Raw genomic sequence first — 14,328 nt, forward strand, 5'->3', positions numbered from 1 at the left:
GCCAACGCTGGTCCAACCGATGGAAGGCAGCACTGAATGCCTTCGAGATAACGTTCGACGGACGGCTGTCTGCCGGACGAAAGTAGTTAGAAATCAACCAATTACACCGTTTTCTGGACAGACCCCCTCTGTCGGCCGTGCACTCCTGACGGCCATCCAATAGCTCGATCTTTTTCGGAAGACGGTAGTTCAGTTGTGAATCTTGTTGCAGTCTCTACGAATACCGATGGTACCGGTTGGCTCGGTGAGTGTCCTCTCGGAGGTTGAGGGGCTCGATCACGGTGGACTGACCGAGACTGATACCGACCGAAGCTCCTCAACAGTTTGTGGGCCACCGACTGCACCCGCCAGTGAGCCTAATCATGAAGGCTACGCGTTCGTCTCCGTCTCGTTGGAACGGAGACACGGAGACTTTAGCGCTGAACCGCGATGTAATTCGCTGTTGGAAGGGTGCTCCGCGAGGCTGGAGGAGGACTTCGGGACGGGGAGCCGTCCGGAGTCGAGGAAGATGATGCGACGTTCGATGTCGACGTGTGATTGCAGAATCGTCCGCAGAACCGTCCGAGGAGGGTGAAGCCGACAGCTGTTTGTACTCCGTGTAGCCACTACAGGTGTGGGGAGGCGCAGACCGGCGATCTTGGCTACGTAGGTGCGTCTGGTCGGTAGTGGGTCCGCATGGATGTGGCGTTGCGGCGTTTCCCCATACCGTTGAAGGTCTGTGGTCGGGGCGGGTTTGCGTTGGTGGTGTGTGGGATACCTCTGGGTTGCGGTATCGGGAGCACTCGAAAAGGATTTCGGGGCGCCGCGCAGACGACCTGCCTTCCGGCTGTCCGCTCGCCGGGGGTGGGTCAGCCCCGAAATGGGGCATCCTGGTACGGGCAGTGCCGGGATGCGCATCGGGTTCGCTGGCGTCGGCGCTCACACCTCGGCGCCGGCGAACCACCCTTTGGTTCGGGTTGCTGGTGCGGCGGGACCGCGGCGTCGTGGTGGGGTTTGGTGGTGGTGTGTTCGGGCATTCGTGAGTTGTTGACAAGTGGAGATCGGGGTTTTGCCCATTTTCGTCGTGTGCCGTCACGGTCTCGTGGGAGTGCGTGTGAGGTGTGGGATGGATGTCGTACGAAGCGCTGCTGTCGGTGATGGGTGGTTTCCTCCGCTCGATGCGGCTGCCGAAGCGTTGCAGGATCTGTATCGGGTGTTGAATCCGGCCGGTCACATCGAGAAGTATCTGAACCGGTTGTGTGAGCATGCGGTGGAGTTGATCGAGGATGCGGACATGGCGGGGGTGACGGTTCTCGATGAGGAGGGTGCTGCGTCGACGGCGGCGCGCACGTCCCGTGAGGTCGTCATAGTAGACGAGCTGCAGTATCGGTCGTGGGCGGGTCCGTGTATCGAGGCCGCGGAGAGCGAGCAGATCGTGGTGGCGGACCGCACGACTGCCAGTGAGCGGTGGCCGGGTCTGGCGTCCGAGGCCCGGCGATTCGGGGTGCAGAGTTTCCTGTCGATTCCGTTGCCTGCGCTCGAGCCCGGGGTGCGTGCGGGTGCGGTCAACGTGTACGGCAGCCGTGCGGACGGGTTCGCTCGTTCTGAGGTGGCGTTGATGAATTTGTTCACCACTGCCGCTGGGTATGCGATCGGCAGTACCGAACGTTACCGGGGTGCCCGGCAGTTGGCTCTGCAGCTCGAGCGTGCTCTCGATTCGCGGGCGGTGATCGATCAGGCGAAGGGGGTGTTGATGGCGGTCCACGGTGTCGATGCGGATGCGGCGTTCGCGATGCTGGTCGAGAGATCCCAACGCACCAACACGAAACTGCGGGCGGTGGCAGAGGATCTGCTGGCGAGTGTGCGCATCACCTAGAGATGATGACAAGCCCTCGCCGATGCCGGGCAATGAGCGTGCGAGGGTCCGCGTCCGGGGTCGTGCTGATCGGTTGATGTGAGGTGTGACTCCTCCGACCTGCCGCTGGGCCACCCTACGATCGGCACACACACACCGCACCCTCGTTGTGGGGCCGGAACTGTCTGGGTTTCCGAAACCAATGAGAGAGCACTGCATCACACGTGTCGCATTTCAGTCCGGTGAGGGCTGGTACTTTCAGCCGATCGGGTGCAGGGTGAGAATCGTCCCGGTCTGTGCTGGCTCGGGACTGTTGTTCTGCCGGACGTCGACTCCCATCCCCGTCCGGCAGAGCCCGTTCGTAGCGAATCGAGAACCGTTGGTTCGGTGACAAAGCAGGCTCCTCGGCAACAGACGCCTCGTTACCGAGCCACGGACGCGCTCGGAGTTCAGCGCTGGTCGTCGAGCGGGGAGATCGATTGTTCGAGCAGATATTCCTCGGGTGCCGGCCATAGGGTATCGAGTTCGGCGGAGAAGGCTTCCATAAATTGCCTTGCGCGAACTCCGTTCTGCCACAGGATGAACGAGGAGCTAGCTGCGACATTGCTCGACGAGTGTGTGAGTGCTTGACACCCCACCGTCAGTGGCACCACCAGGTCGTCGTCGGTGCCGGCAGGTCGTCGTCGGAACGAATGCGATCGTCCAGTTCCCCAAGGCCTCGGCGCCGACGACTGAACTTCTTCCCAGCCGAGTTCGTTGACGTCCTGCAACCGCGCGGATCTCCCAGAGCGCACGGTCATTGCCACGTCACGTTTCCTCAGTGCGTGAGCTGGGTAACAAATCGGGGGTCGGTGAAGGAGGGCTTGTGGTGGATGTCGCGTCGTGGACGGAGTCTGAAGAGCACGAAAGGTGGTGGCGCGAGATCGTGGGAATCGCACCTTTCGAAGACCGCCGTGTGGCAAGAGATGTCGGAGACTTGCCGTGTGCCAAGGATTCCACGGCCTCCGCAGGCACGAATGGAAGCCCGCTGCGTTTCGCGGCGTGACGGCGGCCTGAGAGCCGGCCTCATAGAAGGGTGGATGCACGGTGCTGAATGTTGTTCTGTTGCTTGTGATGCTGAGTATCGGCATGGGTGTGGTGATGTGTCTGGACTTCCGATGGCTTCGCTCTTCGGCTCGAGATGATCGTCGACGGTTTGCGTATCGGGGAGATGCGGGGATCCCCAAGTCGTAAATCTGTTTCTGACGGCTCAGGTCGCATACCAGCGACCTCTCTGATCGCCTCGCGCACTTCGTGTGTGAACCGTACAGTCGGCGTACGACGCGCGGGGTCAGCGCCTGAGCGTCCATGGTGACGGTACGGGTTGATACGCCGTCGTCGCAGTCGATGATTGAAGAAGCATCGGCTGGGGAAGCCGACCCGAATGGCTACTTACAGAGTGATCAATCCTGCAGGCGACGTCACCGCGACGCGCGAGATCGACAGCGCTGACGATGCGCATGCCTGGTTCGTCGATGCCCGCGCCGACAACTCGGAACTGGGATGGCGCATGGAAGTCCAGCATGACGGTGAATGGTCGTTCTTCGACGACACCGAGGGCGCATCCAGCTGAGCAGTCGCTCGACGGTTGTGACGAAGATGAGGGAGGACGTTCAAGCATGAGTCGACTACTCGCAGGAAAGAAAGTGGCATTCCTCGTGGCGACGGAGGGAGTCGAACAAATCGAGTTGACGGACCCGTGGGATGCGTTGGTTGCCGAACACGCTCAGCCGTCGATTGTTTCGACAAAATCCGGAACTATTCAGGCATTCAATCATCTCGACAAAGCTGACGTCTTCGACGTGGATGCGGTGGTCGAGTCGGCGAAGTGGTCGGAATACGACGCACTCGTCCTACCCGGTGGTGTGGCCAACCCTGATTTCCTTCGTGTGAATCCAGGGGCGGTGGCGTTCGCCCGGAGTTTCTTCGACGCCGGGAAGCCTGTCGCAGTGATCTGCCACGGACCGTGGACGCTGGTCGAAGCCGGCGTGGTCGCCGGTCGCACGCTGACGTCGTGGCCTAGTTTGCGCACCGACATCACGAACGCCGGCGGCACGTGGGTGGACGAAGAAGTCGTGGTCTGTACTTCAGGACCGAATACGTTGATATCGAGCCGCAACCCCGATGATCTGCCGGCGTTCTGCGCGACACTGACCGACACGCTCCGGCAGCCCCAGGCATCGACGACGACTTCCGAGGGAAGTTGACCGGGAGGAACATCGTGACTTCTACACCGCCCGAACCAGATCCGGACAATACCCCTGACCTGGAACCCGGAGGCGGGGTCAAGCCGGGGAGCACCCCGCCCGATGCTCCCCAGACGTCGGGATTGTCCGAACCCGAACCCGCGACCGTCAAACGCTTTCCAGGAACAGGAATTGCAGCGATGGTCGCGGTCGCGTTGGTTGTCATCGTTTTCGTCATCGCCGCGGTGGCCATACTGGCATGATTTCTGCGCTTCGGACCGAGCGGTGTCGCATGGCGATTCGTACACAGAAGCCGAGTGTCGGAGTGGACCTGACGCCAAGGGCGAGGTTCAGTGATTTCGGAGGGTATCGATCAGTTCGCTCTTCTTGAGTTTCGAATAACCGTGAAGATCCAGCTCTTTGGCACGCTTCTTCAATTCCTCCACCGTCCAGTCTTCGTACGGCGAAGACTTGCCCCCGGATTTACCCACACTCGACCGCCCACGATTGGCGGCCGCGTTGGAAATCCGTGCCGCCTTCTGCTTCGAATCCCCTTTCTTTCGTAATTCTTCGTAGAGGTCCTGATCCTTGAGTTGGGGTTGTGAGTCTTGGCGAGCCACTGGTGCGTCCTCCCACTGTGCCTTTGAACTGAGGGTCCGGTCTCGTACAGGTGCTACCCGTGAGGTGGACGATCAAACCGGAAAACAAGGCACCCTGTGTCACCACCCGAAAGCAGTCGAGGAGTCGGTCGCATCAGGCACGGCCGTACCTGCGCCCAGCCCGTTCCAAGTGTTTGAGGACTGTGACCAGCGGGTACGTCGCCCTCGATGGGTGATCCGTGTCGAAGGAGGGTCCATGATCATTCTCGGAATTGTCTTGTTGATCGTCGGCTTCTTGACTGGCATCTCGATCCTGTGGACGATCGGCATCATTCTCGTGGTGATCGGGGTCGTTCTGTTCGCGCTCGGCGCCGCCGGACATGCTGTCGGTGGTCGGCGGCACTACTACTGACGCTGCGGCGCCGGCCCCTCGGTCACCGCGGAACTCACGTCCATTGCGCATCTGACATGTCACGGTTGTGCTCTGGGCTCCGTCATTTTTCCTGTTGGGCACCATCGTCACCTGGCAACTGATCATCACCACCGTCACCACCATCGTCACATTCCTCCTCGTGGCGTTGCTCCAAAACACCCAGAAACGCTCCGACGACGCCGTTCAGCACAAACTCAATGCCATCGCAGACGGCCTCGCCGACCTGATGAAGCAGCTCTCGAAAGAGCACCTCGAACTCGGCAAAGACCTCAAAGAAACTACGCATGGCCGGTGGACTCGAAGATCACGAAAGTGCGTCCTGAGCCATCTTGTCCACCGTATGCGTCCGCTTCGCCTGCAGAACCTATGATTCAGTGCCGGATCAGGCCGAACTCATGGGCACACGATCGAATCGGGAGCACATCACACCATCATCCGAAAGCAGTCGAGTGAGTCCTTCGAGTTACCGCGGACCGGGGCGAGCTTCCTTGTCCGTCCTGTTTCGTGCCCATCGTCCCTCAATTGGTGACTTCGCCGATTTCGCGGCGCAGGGACTCGAGAGACCGGCTGAGCAATCGTGAGACATGCATCTGGGAAAGGCCGACCTTCTCGGCGATTTCCGATTGAGTCAGTTCCCCGAAGAACCGGTACACGAGGATTGTCCGTTCGCGTTCAGGCAGAGCGAGGAGCGCAGGCCGGAGGGTTTCGTGGTTGTCGATTCCGTCGAGCGCGGCGTCGTACTCGCCGAGCGTGTCTCCGATTGACGCCCCGTCGGGCGCAGTGACGGCGTCTAGCGATGCGGAATGATAGGAATCTCCGGCCGCCGCGATGTTCACGATGTCGGCCGGTTCGACACCCAGATCTGCCGCGAGCTCGGGGATCGTGGGCTCGCGACCGAGAGTCTGGGTGAGCGTGGCTCGCGACCTTTTGAGGCTTAGGTAATTCTCCTGGAGTGAGCGTGGAACTCGGACATCCCAACCCCGGTCACGAAAGTGCCTGCGCACCTCACCCATCATCGTCGGGACGGCAAAGGACAGAAAATCTTTACCTTTCGCAAGGTCGAAGCGATTGACTGCATTGACCAGACCCAGACTGGCGACTTGGACGAGATCCTCGTGTGACTGGCCTCGTCCTCGATACCGCCGGGCAATGTGATCGGCGAGGGGCAGACAGATTTCGATGATTTCGGTGCGAAGCCGTTCGAAATCGAGATCGTCGGCGGGCAGGGCGGCAAGGCGCACGAACAGAGCGGTGACCTCCGTGTACTCGTTGTCCTCGAGGCCGGGCGGGGTCACGAACCCGCCTGCAACGCCTTGGTGAGTGTGATCGTGGCCATCCAGTTTTTCTCTGGAAGGGTGGGCGGGACCTGCTCGAGGACTACGCCGTCGGCCAGAGTGTCAAGGACGTGCCATATGAAGGACGAGGTGCTCGTGGTGATCTGACCCGTCGTTGTCGTCGAGAGGATTACCTGCACAGTGGCGACGTTTCCGTCGAATGTGCACGTCAAGGTGCTGAAGGGGAGAGCACGGGAGATGAGAATGGTTGCAGCTTCGTCTGCCGCGAGGACCAGGTCTGACAACCTGCTCAGCGAGAGTGCATAGTGGGCGGCCACGGTCCGGATCAGTGATCGCAGTACTGGGAGTTGGTCAGGTGATGCGGAGACGGACAGTGAAGGTGTCGTTGCGGCCGGTGAAAGGATGGCCCGCTCGAAGGACGTCACGTGAGTGTGCTCCTGTACCTGAGGGGTGCAGGCTGCTCCTGGTGAGAGCCACGGTCGCACACCCGCATAGCCTGACAAACCGTTCAACTGCCCAGCCGTTTTCAACTACGCAGTGGATCGGCGGTCAAACATCGAGCTTAACGCTGTTGACGGTTCTGCAACAGGACTCGATCGAAGTGAGCGTATAGCGCCGGGGAATGGAAATCCCCAGCAACCCGTACGAGGAGCCACGATCTATAGCGGTGCGGCTTCCTGGCTATGAATACCGCCCGTTTCGAATCCTGCACATCCGCCAGTCGACCTCCCCGGACGACACTGACCACCGGAAACGAAGGGCAATTGGCACCACATCAGAAGCATCAATCTTGCATCTGATGCAACCCGTCTCCCTGGCCCAGATATGACGAAGCCGCCGGCACCGAAGGTGTCCAGTGGCTTTTCAGGATCGGTGCCCGTCTTGCGCTTATCGGCAAGCGGCCGCTCGAAGCGGCATTTCTTTCGGTGATACCCCGGCAGAACCGAACACCGACAGGTCAGGCGATCACCGCTGTCCGCGCCGGATGCGCCGCAGCAATCGACGCCGAACGCTGGCTGCTCGACAGCGGCGGCATCACCGCCAACACGTTCCACTCGGCCGGCCATACCGTAGACGCCGTCTGACTCTTACACCCAGCGAAAGGAACTTTGAGCGTGCTCTCGATTCGCGGGCGGTGATCGATCAGGCGAAGGGGGCGAAGGGGGTGTCGATGGCGGTGCACGGTGTCGATGCGGATGGGGCGTTCGCGATGTTGGTCGAGACGTCCCGACGTACCAATACGAAAGTCAGGGTCGTCGCGGAGGAATTGTTAGCGAGCGTGCGCACACCTAGAGATGACGAGGCCCCTCGAACGCGGCGATGGTGAGTTCTCCCGCCTATCGACGGCACGCCGCTTCGTGCCGTCGCAGCGTTCTGACCGGTCGATCGGAAGCTCTATGTGCGTTGGTCGTCGGCTGAAATGATTGTCTGACGTGCAACGTCCAGTAAATCCCGCGACTGATGACGTGCTGAAGCCTGTAGTTCGGAAAGCGCGGTCTGGGGGTCTGTATTGCGGCGGATCATTAAGATTCCGACTGCTCGTTCGATGTCGGCACGTGAGTCGATTCCTCGGCGCAGGGCGTTGGCGGCATGTTCGAGTCGATGGTCTGTTGCGATGGCGTCGAGCCCCGCTCCCAGATATTCGGCGATGACGACGACGAGATCGCGGTCCCGGTCCGTCTCTGCCACCGCTGAATGCGAGTACAGGTTCAGCGACCCGACCGGCACGTCGGCGTTGAACAGTGGTATCGCGAGAAAACCTTCCAATCCGGCGTTGCGCGCAGCAATGCCGAGAGTTGGCCACCGTGTGCCTAATTGTTTGACCGACATTCGGACCGACCGACCCGTGCGCGATGCTGACAGGCAGGGTCCGTCACCGAGGAGATATTGCGTGCGATCGAATTCTTCTACACGTTCATCGGTAGGGGCGAGGGTGAACGGTTCGCTGTCCAGGGATGCCGTGACACCGGCGTGATCAACACCGACAACCAACTCGACGGCGGCGATCGTGCATCGAATCATCAACTCCACGACTCGATCCGGGGAATCAGCCGGTATGGAGAGAGATTGTTCGAGGCGATCGATGAGTCGCGGCTCGCGACCTTGTGCTCGTACGAAGGCGGCCGACGGTCGCGCGCGCGGATGAGAACTGTCGAAGTTCATGATTTCTTGCCCGATCCGCGCGGTGGAAGTGGTCCACCAACGAAAAGTGGCACCGACGCGGCCGACTCGGCCGCGCGCCTGAGAAGTACCTCTATTCGGTAATCTCGACTTTACGCCGGATCGGAGTGACCAGGCGCCGTGTGTGTCCCGTGAAGGCGACTGAGGAGGTGCGTCCTGTGAATGCAGATCCGAGAGGAAGTCAGGACACACCCGAATTTCCCGACGAATCCGAAAGTGAGAGAGGGCGCCGCGCATCAGTCGAGTTGCCGATGACCGCGAAACTGTGTCGACAGTGTTTGAGGCTGGCGGAAGTTCAAGGGGCGGCGATCACAGTGCTCAGCAGCTCTTCGTCGAGGGAATTGATGTACGCGACGGACTCGGTGGCACAACATCTCGACGAACTACAGTTCACCGGCGGTGACGGTCCGTGCGTTGATGCATTTACAACTGAGCGACCGATGTTCTGCAACGACACTTCCAGTGATTCCGCCAATGACATCTGGCCGGGGTTTGCCAGCGAGGCAGACAAAGCCGGTGTCGGATCGGTGTTCGCCTTTCCGCTCAGGGGCGGAGGTGATGTCTTCGGTGTGCTCGAACTGTACCGTCTCGATCCCATTGGCCTCGACGACGAGCAGATCGAATTGGCGACTGCGAGTGCCGCTGCGATTTCGATGGCGATTCTTGCCGAACTTCCTGTCACCGGTGATCTGGACGCCGGGATGCTCGTCAATGCCTTTCACCGACCCGAGGTGAACCAGGCAGTCGGGATGATCGCGATCCAACTTCGTGTCTCGGTCGAAGAGTCGCTTTCTCGGCTTCGAGCCGCCGCGTACTCCTCGGGGAGGCCGATTTGGGAGATCGCCGCAGATGTCGTGAATCGGCGGATCCGATTCGCACACGGTGGTGACGACGGATGACATCTGATTCGGAAAGATCGCGCAATGTCTCTGCAGTACTTGACGATGGGAGCCCAGGATGAACACCCCCGCAATACAATTGAGCATTGCCGAGGTGACTCATCTTCTCACCACCGACTTCGATTCCCTGCGTGTACTCGAGACGATCGTTGAGCGATCGAGACAGAATCTGAGCGGTGTGTGGTGCGTCCTCGTCGTGCGAAACGGGGAGCAAGGTTATCTCGATGTGTTGGTGGAGTCGGCAAATGCCGAGTTCGTTCCCGACCGGACTCTTGCCATATCGGGTCCGGCTGCGCTGAGCGCTGAGAGCGGAGCGGTTGTGATGGTCGACAGCTTCAAAGACGTGGGGGAGCGGTGGCGGAAATTCGGTCGCTCAGGACTCGAACATGGGCTGGGCGGGTGCCGCTGCTTTCCGATGAGGTTGGGTCGGACATCGCTCGGATCACTCGTGGTCTTTACTCACGATTCGTGGCACAGCGCGGAGCGTAGTAATGCATACGGGCAGTCGATGGCAGATTTGGCCGCTCTGACTCTGTCCACGGACAGTCGTCAGGATCGTCATTCGCAGGTGGTGACGGCGGTCAAGAAGCTGATCGCGGTCCGCGGCGACGTGGAACAGGCAGTCGGCATGATCGCCGAACTCGACGGTATTTCGATCGAACTCGCAACTGCACGGCTGGCGGAGAACGCGCGGCGACGAGGGATCAGCGCCGCGGCGTACTCGTCGTTGGTGCTGGCGAACCCGGATGCCCGGTGAGGCAGAGCCTCCTAGGTGGCACGAGCATGAAGTGATCCTTACCGGGAAGTTTTCGTATCGTATGCACTCTCAGACCCGGTCGTGCAGTCGTTCCCGAAAGAGCTGTTAGACAACGTATTCGGATACAGAGATGCCTCGGGTCGGCAGGGCGTTCCCTGCCCGGTTGGTGTAGTGCACCAGTCGGACAGGGAACCTCAGCGTTCGTCGTCGAGCGGGGCGGGTGTCGATTGTTCGAGCAGATCTCCCTCGGGCGCCGGCCATGGGGTGTCGAGTTCCGTGGTGAGGGCTTCGAGGTCGACGGCATCCACTGCATTCGGGTCGGCTGGGATGGTTTGTTCGAGGTAGTCGGTGTCGGGTGTCGCGTCGAGGGCTGAGCGAATGCGGTTGTCTTCCATGGCGGTGGCCCTTTCTCTGTCGGGCGATCACGGACGTTTCTCTGTGTCGTGTGTGTTTTTCCGGCGTAGGTGGGCGTTGTCTGCGCGTAGCCGGGTGTTGTCGCGGCGTAGTAGGGCGGTGCTGTCTTCGAGTTCGAGGACTCGTTTGATGCCGACGAGGTTGATGCCGTCGGCGATGAGTTCTGTGATGCGGCCCAGACGAGTAAGGTCCTCGTCGTTGTAGCGGCGGGTACCGCCGCGGGTGCGGGCGGGGGTGATCAGGCCGTACTGTTCGTAGAGTCGCAGCGTGCCGGCGGTGAATCCGGAGAGCTCCGATGTCACCGAGATCGCGTACAGGCCAGGGGGTTCGGCGATAGCGGGGTTGCGCGCCATGATGGTCCTCCCATCAAAGAAATTTCGATATCTGCGGGCAAGCTCTTGATCCGATGTGTGTTTGATGATATACCAAATCTACAGCATCTACTGTAGAAGTTCGGTGGATGCGGTGGTGGTAGTCAGTGAACGGTTCCAGTGACTTTTCCTGGAGGTGACCGAAAATGTTGATGCGCACCGATCCTTTCCGTGACCTTGACCGCCTGACCCGACAGCTGTTGGGTACTGCTTCGCAGCCGGCGGTGATGCCGATGGATGCATGGCAGGAAGGTGAGCAGTTCGTCGTCGAGTTCGATCTTCCCGGCATGGACCCGGATTCACTCGACCTCGATGTGGACCGCAATGTGTTGACGGTGCACGCCGAGCGGCCGGTTCGCGCCAGCGAGGCGGAGATGATTGCCGCTGAGCGCCCGCGCGGGGTATTCAGTCGTCAACTGTTCCTGGGCGAGAACCTCGACACCGACAATATCGAGGCCGGCTACGACGCGGGCGTACTGAGGTTGACGATCCCGCTCGCGGAGCGGGCCAAGCCCCGCAAGATCGAGATCAGCAGCGCCGGGAACAGCAACGGGAGCAGCAAGGAGGTGGGCCACAAGCAGGAGAGCAAGCAGCTCGATGCGTGAACAGCACGCCGGAACAGTCCGCAGTCCACAACAGCAGGTTTCGAGAGGGTGCAGCGACAATGACTGGGGTCGATGACGTCGAGATCGACCGCATCGCCGAGGATGAGCGTGAAGTAGCCGGCAGGGGTCGGCGCGGCGACTCGGAGTGGGAGAGGCTGGGTATCCGCCTCTGGCACGAACTGGAATATGCTGCCGTGGTGGAGGATTCGGATCGGATTCTCGCCGATGCGCTCACTCCGGCGGCGTGGGTGTTGCTCACCCGGATTGCCGGCTGCACCCTCGACCCCGGCTTGGTGGCCCCGCCGATCATGATGTCCCGGTATACGTATCGGGTTCCGGTGATGCGGCCTCGGGCGACCCAACGCTCCCCTCCACAGGGTTAGGGGCGTGGGCGGGTTTCTCGTTGCCCGGCCCTCGACGGCGCAGCGGGGGACCCTCGGGTGTGAGGACTTGCGGGCAGGGTCCGTGGGTTCTTGCGCGGTGGTTGCCGAGACGCTCACACACTGTGACGTCTTTTGCGAGTACCGAGCAGCAGCGGGTACAGGCCTTGGACGGTAGAAAGTGCGAGAGGTGTGACCGGCTCGGCAATCACCTTTTCCGGCGCGCAGCGTGAACGCATACCGTGCAGAGTTTCGTCCGAACACAATGTCTACGAGTTATTTTCGGTCTACCAGCTTCTTTCGACAGACGGCGAGGTTGCGTGATGGAACGGTACAGGTTCACGTTCGCGGACGGATCGACCGCCGAGGAGTTCTTCGATTCGGACAACGAGGCGATCGTGGCGGCGACGGCGGCCAACGGCGGTAGTAGTGGGGGATTGCATGTCCAGCGCTACGACCACCTCGGGGCGTTGTTGCCCACGAAACTGCCTCCCGGCGGGCACCGCGGCACATGGTGCCCGAAGATCGGCATGCCGAGCCCGGCGCTGGTGGCGGAGTCGACGGTCGATCCGACGTCGAAGCTGTGAAGGGTTTACAGGACCGTAGGCGGGGTAACAGGTGGTCAGAGGACATGAAGGAGTACTCGCATGGATGTCGATGACCTCGATGTGGTGGTGTGGCCGGAATCCGAGGAACGTGAAGCGTGGTGGCGTCAGGTCGTCACAGGGGGCAGCGCGGGTGCCGCGACGTCGACGATGACACCGAATCGGAGTATCGAGGACGCCTCTTCTCGGATTCTGCACGCTGCGTAGATTCGTCGAGAGCGCAATCCCACCCGCCATGGGCGGTGGCGTGTGTCCGCCGGTGGGGGTCGATAGTTCCCCGTCTGGAATCTATCGACGCCGTTGGCGGAGTGCAGTTGTGCGTCCTTCCCGTCGGCAAGGGCGTGCAGGGTCCGTCTGGTCGTTACTGACGAACGATCAGACGGACCTACCCGGCTCATGTCGTGTGGTCTGACGCCGTTCGGCCGAACCGCTTCTAATCTTCAATCCTCAATGTGTGAAGGACCTTTCAGATGAACGTTCAGACTTCGAGATCGAACTCGTGGCCGGCTGTGCACAGCGGTTCGATGAGTACTGCCGAGATCAAGGCTCGTATCGAGTCGATGTACGCCGACCGAGGCGCTCTCGTTCCGAAAGGCACCGGAACAAAGTCCTGAGTATCGGCTGGGACCGAGTTGGGAGCGGCAGTAGGTCGATCCGTGGCCGAGCCCCGGGAGTTCGCGGGTCAGGGTGCGGTGGGGAAACCGTAGCGGCGGCGCATGTGGGCGACGTCGTCGTCGGTGCACGCGGTGGCGGCGATCCATCGGCAGGCCTGCTGAGAGTCGGCGTGCGTCCCGGGCTCGGCTCTCACCGGCGATGCCGAGGTAGGGGCAGTGTTCTGCGGGTGCTGCGTACGAGGATGTTATCCAATCGCAGCTGCTGATTATCCGCGAGGCGAATTTTGTCGTAGAGCACAGTGTGCGGAGTTCCGGTCAGCGAGGTGTGACCGGTTGCGGGCGACCTTTTCGGGGGTTTCGCTGGGTGTGGGCGATTCGCCGGCTGCTGGTGACGGCAGCCGACGAATCGGGCGTATCCCGTTGGCTCGCGTCGTGTGGGATGCGCGCGGGCCGTTACCGGTTGGTGCTTGCCGGGAAGGGCCCTGTTCGGCGACTCGTTGCCTGGGCAGCGTTCCGCCGTCAGGGCGGATTACCCGGCAAGGCGGATGGTGAAACCGGTGCAGCGTCAGGACTGATGCGCGTACACGTCAGTTCTGTCGGCGGCCGCGGATTCTCCCGGGAGTGGGGGGCGGTGTTCGTTGACGATTGCCGATGCGCCGCGTGGACGTCGTCTGTGCGGGGTATGGCCATGGACAGGGGAAAGTCGGCGGGAATAGAGAAGGAGAGAGGGCCATGAGTGGGCTGGAATCCGGTGCGGCGACGGGTACACGGGACAAGGACTACAACTTGATCTGGTTCGTCGAAGCGTCGTTGAGTAATGCGTTGCGTATGCAGACCTACATCGACGATGCCGAGCGTGACGGGGACGGCGAAGTGGCCGATCTGTTCCGTAAAGCCCAGAGCGAGAGCCCCAAGGGTGCGGAGATCGGGAAGAAGTTGCTTCTCGACAGGCTCGCCCAGACTGCCGTATGAGTCTGGTTCACCGTGCGTTGGGACTGACTGACCCCACACGGTTGCCAGAGGGGAGATCGTGATGATCAATGTTGCAGTGCTGGTGATCGTGTTGTGTATAGGGTTGGCTGTCGTTGCGCGCCTGGACTTCCGGGAGCGCTGATC

The 14,328-nt window shown here is 61.1% G+C and carries 21 protein-coding genes and 2 pseudogenes; 16 read left to right on the top strand and 7 right to left on the bottom strand.

The window, feature by feature from the left end:
• Positions 1-1,105 precede the first annotated feature (1,105 nt).
• Positions 1,106-1,855 carry a GAF and ANTAR domain-containing protein gene (locus ATN37_RS14435; RefSeq protein WP_054781727.1) on the top strand — a complete coding sequence of 250 codons (750 nt, stop codon included), beginning with the start codon at positions 1,106-1,108 and terminating at the stop codon, positions 1,853-1,855.
• A gap of 428 nt (positions 1,856-2,283) precedes the next feature.
• Here the strand turns inward: ATN37_RS14435 and ATN37_RS14440 are convergent, their stop codons facing one another.
• Positions 2,284-2,640 (bottom strand): hypothetical protein, encoded by a 357-nt coding sequence (locus ATN37_RS14440; RefSeq protein WP_054781728.1) that lies wholly within the window; start codon positions 2,638-2,640, stop codon positions 2,284-2,286.
• 617 nt (positions 2,641-3,257) lie between these two features.
• On the opposite strand from ATN37_RS14440, the gene ATN37_RS14445 reads away from it, so the two are divergent.
• Genes ATN37_RS14445 through ATN37_RS14455 form a run of 3 tightly spaced genes read left to right on the top strand, consistent with a single transcriptional unit; the run spans position 3,258 to position 4,322 of the window.
• Positions 3,258-3,446 (top strand): hypothetical protein, encoded by a 189-nt coding sequence (locus tag ATN37_RS14445; protein ID WP_058036953.1) that lies wholly within the window; start codon positions 3,258-3,260, stop codon positions 3,444-3,446.
• A gap of 46 nt (positions 3,447-3,492) precedes the next feature.
• Positions 3,493-4,080 (top strand): type 1 glutamine amidotransferase domain-containing protein, encoded by a 588-nt coding sequence (locus tag ATN37_RS14450; RefSeq protein WP_218695317.1) that lies wholly within the window; start codon positions 3,493-3,495, stop codon positions 4,078-4,080.
• Between the two features lie 14 nt (positions 4,081-4,094).
• Positions 4,095-4,322, top strand: a complete 228-nt coding sequence (locus ATN37_RS14455; protein ID WP_058037006.1) for a DUF6480 family protein — start codon at positions 4,095-4,097, stop codon at positions 4,320-4,322.
• An 87-nt stretch (positions 4,323-4,409) separates the two neighbouring features.
• On the opposite strand, the gene ATN37_RS14460 is transcribed toward ATN37_RS14455, so the two are convergent.
• Positions 4,410-4,679 carry a Rho termination factor N-terminal domain-containing protein gene (locus ATN37_RS14460; protein ID WP_054781729.1) on the bottom strand — a complete coding sequence of 90 codons (270 nt, stop codon included), beginning with the start codon at positions 4,677-4,679 and terminating at the stop codon, positions 4,410-4,412.
• Between the two features lie 235 nt (positions 4,680-4,914).
• On the opposite strand from ATN37_RS14460, the gene ATN37_RS14465 reads away from it, so the two are divergent.
• Both ATN37_RS14465 and ATN37_RS14470 read left to right on the top strand, forming a co-directional pair.
• The gene (locus ATN37_RS14465; RefSeq protein WP_087503864.1) at positions 4,915-5,070 is read left to right on the top strand and encodes a DUF6131 family protein; all 156 of its coding nucleotides are present in this window, start codon (positions 4,915-4,917) and stop codon (positions 5,068-5,070) included.
• Between the two features lie 58 nt (positions 5,071-5,128).
• A pseudogene (locus tag ATN37_RS14470) lies at positions 5,129-5,414 on the top strand (low affinity iron permease family protein); the annotation flags it as partial.
• 195 nt (positions 5,415-5,609) lie between these two features.
• Here ATN37_RS14470 and ATN37_RS14475 read toward each other — a convergent pair.
• Together ATN37_RS14475 and ATN37_RS14480 are read right to left on the bottom strand one after the other, a co-directional pair.
• A complete protein-coding gene (locus ATN37_RS14475) occupies positions 5,610-6,386 on the bottom strand; it encodes a SigB/SigF/SigG family RNA polymerase sigma factor (RefSeq protein WP_054781731.1) in 777 nt (258 codons plus the stop codon).
• Positions 6,383-6,811, bottom strand: coding sequence for an ATP-binding protein (locus ATN37_RS14480; RefSeq protein ID WP_139799826.1), 429 nt, complete (start codon positions 6,809-6,811; stop codon positions 6,383-6,385). Before ATN37_RS14480 ends, ATN37_RS14475 begins: the two co-directional genes overlap by 4 nt.
• A gap of 534 nt (positions 6,812-7,345) precedes the next feature.
• Here ATN37_RS14480 and ATN37_RS32540 point away from each other — a divergent pair.
• Together ATN37_RS32540 and ATN37_RS14485 are read left to right on the top strand one after the other, a co-directional pair.
• A pseudogene (locus ATN37_RS32540) lies at positions 7,346-7,471 on the top strand (thioredoxin-disulfide reductase); the annotation flags it as partial.
• Positions 7,468-7,713 (top strand): ANTAR domain-containing protein, encoded by a 246-nt coding sequence (locus ATN37_RS14485; RefSeq protein WP_256933318.1) that lies wholly within the window; start codon positions 7,468-7,470, stop codon positions 7,711-7,713. The pseudogene ATN37_RS32540 and the gene ATN37_RS14485, both read left to right, overlap by 4 nt.
• Positions 7,714-7,781: 68 nt before the next feature.
• On the opposite strand, the gene ATN37_RS14490 is transcribed toward ATN37_RS14485, so the two are convergent.
• Positions 7,782-8,549, bottom strand: coding sequence for a GAF and ANTAR domain-containing protein (locus ATN37_RS14490; protein ID WP_058036957.1), 768 nt, complete (start codon positions 8,547-8,549; stop codon positions 7,782-7,784).
• Positions 8,550-8,818: 269 nt separating this feature from the next.
• Here ATN37_RS14490 and ATN37_RS14495 point away from each other — a divergent pair, with 269 nt between their 5' ends.
• The gene (locus ATN37_RS14495; RefSeq protein WP_075835087.1) at positions 8,819-9,466 is read left to right on the top strand and encodes a GAF and ANTAR domain-containing protein; all 648 of its coding nucleotides are present in this window, start codon (positions 8,819-8,821) and stop codon (positions 9,464-9,466) included.
• A 58-nt stretch (positions 9,467-9,524) separates the two neighbouring features.
• The gene (locus ATN37_RS14500; RefSeq protein WP_042445280.1) at positions 9,525-10,223 is read left to right on the top strand and encodes a GAF domain-containing protein; all 699 of its coding nucleotides are present in this window, start codon (positions 9,525-9,527) and stop codon (positions 10,221-10,223) included.
• 194 nt (positions 10,224-10,417) lie between these two features.
• Here ATN37_RS14500 and ATN37_RS14505 read toward each other — a convergent pair whose 3' ends face one another.
• On the bottom strand, positions 10,418-10,618 hold the full coding sequence (locus ATN37_RS14505; RefSeq protein ID WP_042445278.1) for a hypothetical protein: 201 nt from the start codon (positions 10,616-10,618) through the stop codon (positions 10,418-10,420).
• Between the two features lie 27 nt (positions 10,619-10,645).
• Positions 10,646-10,990 carry a MerR family transcriptional regulator gene (locus tag ATN37_RS14510; protein ID WP_054781737.1) on the bottom strand — a complete coding sequence of 115 codons (345 nt, stop codon included), beginning with the start codon at positions 10,988-10,990 and terminating at the stop codon, positions 10,646-10,648.
• Between the two features lie 164 nt (positions 10,991-11,154).
• On the opposite strand from ATN37_RS14510, the gene ATN37_RS14515 reads away from it, so the two are divergent.
• The 6 genes from ATN37_RS14515 to ATN37_RS14540 all read left to right on the top strand — a co-directional run bounded on the left by ATN37_RS14515 (position 11,155) and on the right by ATN37_RS14540 (position 14,184).
• Positions 11,155-11,613: an Hsp20/alpha crystallin family protein gene (locus tag ATN37_RS14515; RefSeq protein ID WP_058036959.1), complete on the top strand. Its 459-nt coding sequence runs from the start codon at positions 11,155-11,157 to the stop codon at positions 11,611-11,613.
• Positions 11,610-11,996, top strand: a complete 387-nt coding sequence (locus ATN37_RS14520; RefSeq protein WP_058036960.1) for a hypothetical protein — start codon at positions 11,610-11,612, stop codon at positions 11,994-11,996. The genes ATN37_RS14515 and ATN37_RS14520 overlap by 4 nt, the downstream gene beginning before the upstream one ends.
• A 320-nt stretch (positions 11,997-12,316) precedes the next feature.
• Positions 12,317-12,580: a hypothetical protein gene (locus ATN37_RS14525; protein ID WP_054781739.1), complete on the top strand. Its 264-nt coding sequence runs from the start codon at positions 12,317-12,319 to the stop codon at positions 12,578-12,580.
• A 60-nt stretch (positions 12,581-12,640) separates the two neighbouring features.
• Entirely contained in the window at positions 12,641-12,805 is a 165-nt protein-coding gene (locus tag ATN37_RS14530; protein ID WP_156423042.1) for a hypothetical protein, read from the top strand.
• A gap of 263 nt (positions 12,806-13,068) precedes the next feature.
• Positions 13,069-13,212: a hypothetical protein gene (locus ATN37_RS14535; RefSeq protein WP_164490684.1), complete on the top strand. Its 144-nt coding sequence runs from the start codon at positions 13,069-13,071 to the stop codon at positions 13,210-13,212.
• Between the two features lie 732 nt (positions 13,213-13,944).
• The gene (locus ATN37_RS14540) at positions 13,945-14,184 is read left to right on the top strand and encodes a hypothetical protein (RefSeq protein WP_042445260.1); all 240 of its coding nucleotides are present in this window, start codon (positions 13,945-13,947) and stop codon (positions 14,182-14,184) included.
• Positions 14,185-14,328: the final 144 nt, after the last annotated feature.

This window comes from Rhodococcus sp. MH15, from assembly GCF_019266045.1.
GTDB classification, from domain to species: Bacteria; Actinomycetota; Actinomycetes; order Mycobacteriales; family Mycobacteriaceae; genus Rhodococcus_F; species Rhodococcus_F qingshengii.